Here is a 9,627-nt window from a genome sequence, read left to right as displayed (position 1 = left end):
GGCCGCTGCCCCCGGGATCGGCGGCGCCCCCTCGCCGTCGACCGGCACACCCCGGTCGAGGCAGTCCCGCCAGGACTCCCAGACCGCGCGCGGCACGTTGCGTTCGCGGATTCGCGGTCCTGCGGGGCCGTCGAGATGGAGCCGGGCGATGTAGCCGCCGGTCGGTGCGGCGCGGAAGACGGCGAGGCGCAGGTCGCTCGCGTCGGGGAACAGCCCCCAGCGAAGGGCTTCGTCGCGGCTGAGCGTGTCGCCCACCGCCGCGTGCAGGGCGACCGTCGGTTCGGCAGCGACCGCCGCCGCCGGACGGGAGAGGGAGCAAGCGGCGCAGAGCGCCAGCGCCGCGGCGAGAGCCGCGCGTCCCGGACGATGCCCCGTCGTGGATCCCATGAACTTCCCCTTGCCGGTGCCTGCCGCGCTTGCCTGGACGCACCCGGTGGTCTAGAGTTGGCGGGGCGATGGCCGCATCCTGCTCAAGATAAGGACAGATCATGACCGCACACGGCCCGGATGCCAAGATTCTTCCTGCGGAGCTGCCCGCGGCGGACGAGTTGTTGTCCGTGCTCTGGCAGGTCGTCGAGGACTGGCACGAGAAAGAGCACCTGTTGCAGGACTGGGACGACGTCTTGCGGGTTCTGCCGCCCGGACACGCCGGCTGGGCCGGCCTGGCCGAGTTGCTCCAGCTCATCAACACCTTCCAGTGGCACGAGGAGGACCGCAGCCGCGCGCACGACGACGACAGCGAGATCCTCGCCTCGGTCAAGCAGTCCATCGACGCCTCGAACGCGCGGCGCGTGAAGACCATCGAGCTCTTCGACAGCCAGATCATGCAGGTGCTGGCCTCCGCGGGGCTGCCCGTGAGCTCCGCGCCGCTGCACTCCGAATCGCCGGCCAGCATCGTGGACCGGATCACCGTGCTCGCCCTCAAGCTCTACCACATCCGCGAGGAACTCTCCACCGCGGGAGGCACTCTCGACGAGGCCGTCCTCCATTCGCGCCTCGAGAGCCTCAAGGAGCAAATGGACGACCTGGCCGGCTGCCTGGACGGTCTTTTCCTGGACATCGCCGCCGGCCTGCGCAGCATCAAGCTCTACAAGCAGGTGAAGGTCTACATGGATCCGGCCACCGGCCGCTACCGGTCGGGACTGGGGGACTGAAGGGCCGACCCCGGCGGCCCGTCATGATACAGTGCAGGACCAGCAGGAGAGGCAGGGCGGTTCCCCTCCCCAACCCACGCGTCGCCCCAGAAGGAAAACCATGCTGAACGACTTCGACCGCCTCAACGCACGTATCGGAGAGCTGGGAAACCACCACCGCAAGTACACCCACTTCATCTCCCTGCACAAGGACCTGCTCAACGAGCGCCTCGAGGAATCCGGCGCCATCGACGAGGTCCATTTCTGGTCAGCGGCCCCCGACATCGCCCTCGAGATGGATCTGGTCTGCGAGATGGGCCGCGACGAGTCGGAGCAGCTCAATTTCCTCGGCTGCTACTTCGCCTTCCAGCTGCTCAATCTGAACATCCGCGCCGTCGACGTGTTGCGGCTCGGCCTCTCCTCCGACGCCGACCGCTTCGGCGTCTACCGCGATTTCATGCTGCAGATGGGCCGCGACCTGCGCCGGTTGATCGGCGCCTACATGTCCAAGCTGCTCGGCCTCTTTCTCGAGGAGGACCAGCAGCCCGGCTTCGTGATCTGCGGCGTCGGCACCCGGGCCGACCAGGACGATCTCGATCTCGGCATCATCGACGACGGCAGCGACCGCCGCGACGCCTTCAACCACGCCATCGGCAAGCTGCAGCGGGAAATGCTGCGCCGGGCCATCCCGCTGCACCTTCACCTCTCCGAGCACGTGGGCGAACAGAGCTTCTCCGCCTCCATCCCCGAATACATGAATCTGCTCCACAGCGAGATCCAGGACTTCATAATCATCACCGAGATGCTCGGCGCCAGGCTCATCATCGGCAGCAAGGACCTGTTCCGGGAATTCACCTCGCGGGTGACCGACCGCTACTACTACGACCCTGCCGGCGACAACCGCTATCACGAGGGTTACCTGCGGGGCATGATGGGCGAGATCCGCGCCCTGTTGCTGCGCAGGCTCCCTAGCGACAGCGTCCATCCCAAGCGCGACGCCCTGCGTATCATCAAGGGCGTCATCGCCGCGCAGAAGACCGTGCTCGGCATCAAGGAAGTGAATGCCTGGCGCATCCTCGAAGAGTTGATGGCCCGGGACCCGGACAACCTGCAGACCTACACCGACCTCGAGGACGCCCTCTCCTTCATCGAGGTATTCCGTTTCCTCTACCAGTTGCTGGAGGTGCAGGAGGAGGAGATCCTGCTCAAGGAGGCCGGCTCGCGCGCCCAGCTCGAATCGGTGGCCGACCTGATGGGCTACCAGGACACGGGCGTGGTCCGGGGTTACGATCATCTGCTCATCCACTACCACGAGCACGTGCAGTCGGTTCGCGCCGCGGCCAACACGCTGCTGAACGGCCTGCTGCACCACCTCGAGGGGATCAGCGTCTTCTCCGGTTTCCTGCGTGGCCGGAACACCGGCCAGGCGAGCTGGGACAAGAAGAAGAACATCGCCACCGAGTTCGTCATGGCGCTGCGTTTCTTCCGGGGCACCCGGTTCTGGGACGACGTCATGAGCCCCATCGAGGAGAACCGCGAACTGCTGCGCGAGTTCATCGACGACTTCATGGCTCTCCCCGACCAGGACCGCCAACTCCTGGTGCAGCGATACGCCAAATGGGGCGAGGTCACCTCCCTGGTGGTCCTGCGGCTGCTGGTGCTGCTGCACGGGCAGCGCAACAACGTGAACGCCGGCATCCTGTTCCGCGAGCTGAGCCACGCCTTCGTGTCCCGCATGAGCCAGGTGCCCGACGTGATCCCCCGCATGACGGCGGTGTTCGACAACTATCCGAAACTGATGAACGATTTCCTGGCGGGGCTGCGCGAGGAGGATCGCGAGTGGTTCACACAGATCTTCGAGGACAAGGTCTGGGACGAAGAGGTGGAGGCGCTTCGCAAGAACCTGCTCTACTTCTGCCAGCTCCACTGCTCGTCCAGCCATTACTTCAAGCGCTTCCTGCAACGCACCGTCGACAGGTACGCCGAATACGTCAGCCACCTGCACGAGCCCGGGCGGCTCAAGATCATCGCCAAGGGCATGTTCGCCCGCATCGAGACCTTCCCCACCTTCGAACGGAAGAAGGAGGAACTGGGAAGCTACTACGACCTGGAATTCCTGCGCGTCGGCCTGGAATGCCGGGAGGGGGCGGCGAGCGAGCAGACCAACGCCGAATTCACGGAGTTCGTTGACAACTACCTGGAATCGCTCTTCGACGTCTGCAAACAGGAGGTGGGTGCGCAGGCCGAGATGCGGGTGCGCACGCGAGATCTGCTGGCCATCTACGCCGCCGGCGGCCACGGCCGCAAGCTCGCCTTCGACGACGACTACGACCTGATCATCCTGCTCAATTCCGACGATCCGGAGATCCGCAGCCACTGCGGCAAGATCCTGACCCGCATGAACAGCGAGATCATCAAGCGCGGCACGATGCCCCAGTACCGCTTCGCGGAACGTTTCGGCAATTACGTCACGACCTTCGGGGAGTTGAAGAGCCTGTTCGAGAAGCCGGACGAGTTGGCCTTCATCGACAAATCCCAGCTCATGGGCGTACGCAGGATCGTCGGCAGCAAGAAATTCGAGGCCGAACTCTACGGACAGATCATCCGCCCCTACATCCTCGAACATCAGGATGGTTTCGTGCGCCAGATCGCCGGCGAGATCCGGTCCCGGCACGAGGCGGTGGATCAGGGAATCATCTCCGCGCTGGACATCAAGGAAACCAAGGGTGGCCTGCGCGACATCGAGTTGATGCTGCTCATCCTGATGGCCAGATCGAACCTCTGGCTGCCGGTCACCCAGGAGCTGCGCTCCCCCCTGGCGGACCGCCTTCCGCACCGGGCCGACGACCTGGAGCAGATCTTCGATTCCTTCCGCTACCTGAAGCACGTGCGCGACATCTACCGCCTGACCGTCGCCGCCGAAGACGATCTCCTGCCCGAGGAGCTGGGCTACCTGGCCCACGTCCTCGGGTACTGCGACGATGAAAACTGCGAGAAGGGCCGCCAGAAACTGGTCGATGAATTGATCGCACGGACCAAGCGGGTGTCGAGTCTCGTCTATTCCCTGCTCGACGAGCTGAAGATATGATCCGGGGGCGCTATGATCCCAGTTCCCGTGCGGCTTCGACGCCGGCCTTGAAGGCGCTCAGGTTCAGCTCCTCGGTGCCCTTGGGCACCCGCGCGAGGATGGCCGCCTCGACCGCTTCCGGGGTGACGACCTTGGCCAGCTCGGTGATGACGCCCAGGGCGACGATGTTCGCCACAAGTATCTTGCCCACCTTCTCGCGGGCGACCTCGATGATGGGAACCCGGTAGACCCTGAAGTCGCCGGCGGGGATGTCGGAACAGGCGTCTGCGTCCACCAGCAGGATGCCGCCCTCCTTGAGGTCGGAGTGGTACTTGTTGACCGACTCCTGGGTCAGGGCCAGCAGCAAATCGATGTTCACCGCCTTGGGATAGTCGATGTCCTCGTCCGAGATTATGACCTCGGAGCGGCTGGCGCCGCCGCGCGCCTCGGGACCGTAGGACTGGCTCTGGGTGGCGTTCTTGCCGTCGTAGATGGCAGCCGCCTCGGCCAGCACCTTGCCGGCGAGCACGAGCCCCTGGCCACCTTCGCCGCTCAACCGGACCTCGTAGCGGAAACTCATGCCGACCCTCCCAGCTTTGCGATGAGCTTGTCGTACTCTGCCGTGTACTCGGGCTTTTCGATGTCGGTGAGGACGCCGGTGACGATCATGTCTTCCAGCTCCTCCGCGGTCATCGTGGCCGCCTTCTTCACCGGCACCGATCGTGCCTTCAGGTCCTCCATCATCTGCACCGGATCTTTCATCTTGTTGCGACGTCCGAAAACGGTGGGACAGGGAGACATCGCCTCGACCACGGAAAAGCCCTTCTTGAGCATGGCCTGCTCGATGTACTTCGAGAGCTGGACGGCTCCGTAGGCCGTGCCGCGCGCCACGAAGGTCGCGCCCGCGGCTTCGGCCAGCCCGCTGATGTTGAACGCCGGTTCGATATTGCCAAACGATGCGGTGCTGGCCCGCTTGCCCCTGGGTGTCGTGGGACTGACCTGGCCGCCGGTCATGCCGTAGATGGTGTTGTTCATCAGGACGATCGTCAGATCGATGTTTCGCCGTGCGGCATGGATGTAGTGGTTGCCGCCGATCGCTGTGGCGTCCCCGTCTCCGGTGATGACGATGACATTCAGCTTGGGGTTGGCCATCTTGACGCCGGTGGCGAACGGGATGGCCCGCCCGTGGGTGGTGTGCAGGGTGTTGAAGTCGACGTAACCCGGCATACGGCTCGAGCAGCCGATACCGGAGACAATCACCGTGTCATCCTGGCTCCAGCCCACGCGACCGATAGCCCGCAGGATCGCTTTCGTGACGATGCCGTGCCCGCAGCCCGCGCACCAGATGAGTGGAAACTTCTTGTCCCGCAAGTAGGGGAAGTAGTCGAAGCTGTCCATCACTTCACCGCCTTTTCGATGGCCGGCAGGATTTCGGTCGGGCTGATCGGTTCGCCGTTGATCTTGTTCACCTTGATCACTTCGGCCTGCCCGCCCGCCGCCCATTCGACCTCGTGCGCGATCTGGCCGAGGTTCATTTCCGGCACGACGATGCAACTGACCTTGGCAGCCAGGACGCGGACCTCCCTGTCGGGGAACGGCCACAGGGTGCGTGGCCGCAGGATGCACACCTTGAGGCCCTTCTCCTGGGCCATCAGCATGGCCCGCTTGGCCGAGCGCGCGGTCGAGCCGTAGGCGAAGATGCCGACCTCGGCGTCGTCGTCACCACCTTGCTCCACCTCGATGATCTCGTCGCGGTAACGCTCCAGCTTGCGGTTGAGCCTGTACATCTGCTTCTCGATCTCGACCGGATTGTTGGTGGGGAATCCGGTTTCGTCGTGGCACAGCCCGGTGACATGGAACCGGTAACCGGTCCCGAAGGTGGCCATCTCGGGGATGTCATCGTCGGTGTGGCGGTAGGGAAGGTAGTCCTCCGGCGACACGGAGGGCTTGTGCCGCTCGTAGATCTCCAGCTCGGAATACTCCGGAATCCGGATCTTCTCGCTGATGTGCCCCACGGTCTCGTCCATCAGCAGGATGACCGGGATCCGGTACTTCTCGGTGAGACTGAAGGCGCGCACCGTGAGATCGATGGTCTCGGCCACGCTCTGCGGGCAGAGGACGATGATCGGATGGTCGCCGTGGGTCCCCCAGCGCGCCTGCATGACGTCCGACTGCTGGGGCATCGTCGGCAGCCCGGTACTCGGCCCGCCGCGCATGACGTTGACGATGACGCACGGGACCTCGGTGATGCAGGCGTAGCCGATGTTCTCCTGCTTCAGGGAAAAACCGGGGCCGCTGGTCGCGGTCATGGATTTGGACCCTGCCAGGGAGGCGCCGATCACCGCGCCCATGGCGGAGATCTCATCCTCCATCTGGATGAACTTGCCGCCGATGGCGGGCAGCCTGGTCGACAGCTCCTCGGCGATCTCGGAAGACGGCGTGATCGGATAACCCGCGAAGAACCTGAGCCCGGCCGCGAGCGCCGCCTCGGCGCACGCCTCGTTACCGGTCATCACCCGGACTCTGTCGTCTTTCTTGGTGACTGTCATTGACCAGGATCCTTTCCGCGATCACTTCACGGTGATGGCAAAGTCGGGACAGCGATAATCGCAGAGTTGACAGCGGTTGCAGGGATCGAGATTGACCACGACCGCGACTCCGTTCTCGATCGCCAGAACGTCCTGGGGACAGAAATCGACACAGATGGCGCACCCCTTGCACCAGGCCACGTTGATCTCGATCACAGGAGGGGCTTCCTGTTGCGTTTTTTCGTTCACGTGAATCTCCTGTCGAAGCCGCCTGCCGGATGCCACGGTTCGGCGTGGCCAGGGCCGGTCTTGTCGTCGGGATGGCCATCCGGTCTCTCCCGGAACTTCCCTGCGGGTCGGGATGCCGCTGGTGCCGGGGGCCACGGGGCCGCCTCAACTGCACGAGGCATAAACCCTTGAGAACCCTCTGACGTGCGCAAATATAGTGCCCTGGACTCTACTCAATCAAGAAAGTCGCTTCGATTCGGGCGGGAAAGATTGCAGGAGAAAGCAGGGGAGCCGCACGCATAGGCGTACGGCTCCGCTGACCGGCCGCTTTCGCTCGGCGCTGGTGGACCCGTAGGATCGTGCAGGCGCCGCCCGGCGCGTTCTATCTGAAGAGGGTCTTGACCTCGCCCCAGCTCCGGTTTCCCGCCGGCGTGACGCCCAGGGGCGTGATACGCACCGAACATCCCGACAGGAATTGCGTGTCCTCCCCGCAGATCTCCACGGCCGACATGGCGGCCGCGCCCATATAGAACGGCCCCGTCGGCTGGTAGATCCAGGTGAAGGTGAGCGTGGCGATGAGGATGATATCCGACTGGAAGCAGTCCGGGGCGGTGGTGCGCACGCCGAGAATCGGATCGCCCTCGTGGACGAGCGAGTCGGTGGCCAGATGGGACTCGACCATGAAGGCGGGAGACCCGCCGCAACAGCTCTGCAGGACGGCCCAGTCGACGGATGAGAATTGCCAGGGCAGGGGAGCGACCGCGCCGGGGCCGGCGAGGATGACGTACAGTTCGAAGTCGTGTCCGAAATCGACCTCGACCTCGGGGACGTAGGCGTCCGGCATCGCGGACAGACCGAGCACGCTGTACTCGCCCTGCGCCGCGGCGGCGCCGGCACCGAGCGAGAGCGACAGGGCGCCGGCGAATGCGAATGCGAGGCCAAGGCTGCGCTGACGAGACATGTATCATCCTCCAGGTCCGGTCGGGGGCCGATGCTGGGCGAGTCCCGTGCTCAGACAATCACCGACAATAAAGGTATGTATTCGCGGGTATGCAAGCCGGCCGTGGCCTAATCGATTCGGCGATCTCAGCTGGGCGGGATCTGGAAGAAGAAGACGGCCTGATCGCCCTCGCCGGCGGCGTTGAGGGCCCGGGCGCGCCGCTCGAACTCGGCCAGCCGACCGCGGCCGAACAGGGGGCGGGCTGGACGGGAGGCCAGCGACCGGGGATCGCGCAGGGGCACGTCCCGGCGATACTGTTCGCTGCCCCAGAACTGGAAGCCGGTGGAATCGTGCAGCAGGCGGCGGCGCTGGAAGCCCGCGGCGCTCGCGAGACGGTCCAGGCTCTTGCAGGAGTGCAGGAAGAGATGCCGCGGCGCGTCGAGCTGGACCCAGTCGACGCCGTACTCGCGCCACGCGGAGCTGTCGGTCACGGGGATGCGGATCAGCAGCCAGCCGCCGGGACGGACCAGGCGCTGCAGGTGCCCGAAGACGTCCTGCTGGTCGGGCATGTGTTCGAGGGAATGGTGCAGCATGACCAGGTCATGCGTCCCGGCGTGCTCTGCCAGGCCGCGGCGATGGATGCGCAGCCCGCCGCCGAGGTCGAGATCCGCCGCGATGAAGGGATCGATCCCCTGCAGGTCCCGGAAACCGTCGCGGCGGAGCTCCTGCAGCAACTCCCCCGCGCCGCACCCCACGTCCAGGATCGAGGCCTCGAAGCCCAGCCCCATCCAGGCCAACCATTCGAGTCGCGGCGTGGTGCCGAGCAGGCGCAACAGCACTGCGCCCAGGGGATCGCCGCCTTGCAGCCGGGCCCGGGCCCGGCTTCCCTTGAGCCGGCTCCGGAGACCTTCCCATCGCCCGGGACCGCCCTCGGCGTAGGCGTAGTAGTCGGACGGGTAGTAGCGCGACGGGTCGGCCGGTGGATCCGTGAGCTGGACGCAGCCGCAGCCGGCGCATTCGAGGTAGGTGAAGACGTCGCGCAGGCCGAACATCATCTCGCGGGCCTCGTGCAGTCGATTGCCCTCGGCGTTGCCGCAGACGGCGCAGGGAGCGCTCAACCCAATCCCTCCAGCCAGGCGCACGCCCGCGCGAGGTCGTCGGTCGTGGTGACCTTCCAGTTGGCCTCGTCCCCCGGCACGATCACCGGCGGCTCGCCCCGGGCCGCGAGCAGGCCACCGTCGTCTGTGAAGGATGCGCCTTCCGCCGCGGCCCAGGCGTGCACGTCGTACAGCAGCGACCAGCGGAAGACCTGGGGAGTCTGCACCGCGAACAGGGTATCGCGGTCCAGGTACGCCACCGCGGCGGTGTCCGCGGGGCGGGAGGTCACGATCGTGTCGGCGACCGGAACGCCCGGCACGGCGCCGCCGCTCTCGCGGGCGGCCTCGTAAAGGCGCCCCAGCAGCTCCGTCCTGACGAAGGGACGGGCCGCGTCGTGCACGGCGACGAGGTCGGCGGCGGCGGGGCCCTCGCCCGCGTGCAGGACTTCCAGCGCGTTCCAGGTCGACGCCGTGCGCGTGGGACCGGGATCGGCGAAGCGGACCGCGGGACGTTCGGGCAAGGCCGCACCGGCCGTCCCGCGCCACGCCTCGGCGCAGGTCACCGTCAGGCTGACCACGGCGGGATGGGCCACCAGGGCGCGGGCGCTCCAGCCCAGCAGGATGCGGCCCGCGG

The 9,627-nt window shown here is 65.8% G+C and carries 10 protein-coding genes; 2 read left to right on the top strand and 8 right to left on the bottom strand.

Annotation, left to right across the window (positions count from 1 at the left end; translation table 11 throughout):
• Positions 1–387, bottom strand: a 387-nt coding sequence (locus KJ554_14375) for a hypothetical protein (GenBank protein MBU0743516.1), incomplete at its 3' end; no start/stop codon positions are given.
• A gap of 101 nt (positions 388–488) precedes the next feature.
• Here KJ554_14375 and KJ554_14370 point away from each other — a divergent pair.
• Positions 489–1,154 (top strand): DUF4254 domain-containing protein, encoded by a 666-nt coding sequence (locus KJ554_14370; protein MBU0743515.1) that lies wholly within the window; start codon positions 489–491, stop codon positions 1,152–1,154.
• Positions 1,155–1,254: 100 nt separating this feature from the next.
• Positions 1,255–4,221, top strand: coding sequence for a hypothetical protein (locus tag KJ554_14365; protein MBU0743514.1), 2,967 nt, complete (start codon positions 1,255–1,257; stop codon positions 4,219–4,221).
• A 10-nt stretch (positions 4,222–4,231) separates the two neighbouring features.
• On the opposite strand, the gene KJ554_14360 is transcribed toward KJ554_14365, so the two are convergent.
• The 7 genes from KJ554_14360 to KJ554_14330 all read right to left on the bottom strand — a co-directional run.
• Complete coding sequence (locus KJ554_14360) at positions 4,232–4,780, bottom strand: 2-oxoacid:acceptor oxidoreductase family protein (GenBank protein ID MBU0743513.1); 549 nt, start codon at positions 4,778–4,780, stop codon at positions 4,232–4,234.
• Positions 4,777–5,598, bottom strand: coding sequence for a 2-oxoacid:ferredoxin oxidoreductase subunit beta (locus KJ554_14355; protein MBU0743512.1), 822 nt, complete (start codon positions 5,596–5,598; stop codon positions 4,777–4,779). The genes KJ554_14360 and KJ554_14355 overlap by 4 nt, the downstream gene beginning before the upstream one ends.
• A complete protein-coding gene (locus tag KJ554_14350) occupies positions 5,598–6,749 on the bottom strand; it encodes a 2-oxoacid:acceptor oxidoreductase subunit alpha (protein ID MBU0743511.1) in 1,152 nt (383 codons plus the stop codon). Before KJ554_14350 ends, KJ554_14355 begins: the two co-directional genes overlap by 1 nt.
• Before the next feature lie 21 nt (positions 6,750–6,770).
• Positions 6,771–6,977, bottom strand: coding sequence for a 4Fe-4S binding protein (locus KJ554_14345; protein MBU0743510.1), 207 nt, complete (start codon positions 6,975–6,977; stop codon positions 6,771–6,773).
• A gap of 361 nt (positions 6,978–7,338) precedes the next feature.
• Entirely contained in the window at positions 7,339–7,917 is a 579-nt protein-coding gene (locus KJ554_14340; protein MBU0743509.1) for a hypothetical protein, read from the bottom strand.
• 125 nt (positions 7,918–8,042) lie between these two features.
• Positions 8,043–9,014 carry a class I SAM-dependent methyltransferase gene (locus KJ554_14335; GenBank protein MBU0743508.1) on the bottom strand — a complete coding sequence of 324 codons (972 nt, stop codon included), beginning with the start codon at positions 9,012–9,014 and terminating at the stop codon, positions 8,043–8,045.
• Positions 9,011–9,627: 2-C-methyl-D-erythritol 4-phosphate cytidylyltransferase (locus KJ554_14330; GenBank protein MBU0743507.1), on the bottom strand; the 617-nt coding region annotated here is incomplete at its 5' end. The genes KJ554_14335 and KJ554_14330, both read right to left, overlap by 4 nt.

Source organism: bacterium (assembly GCA_018814885.1).
In the GTDB taxonomy this organism is placed as follows: Bacteria; Krumholzibacteriota; Krumholzibacteriia; order LZORAL124-64-63; family LZORAL124-64-63; genus JAHIYU01.
The sequence above is the reverse complement of the archived record's forward strand: the minus strand, read 5'-3'. Positions and strand labels throughout refer to the sequence as shown.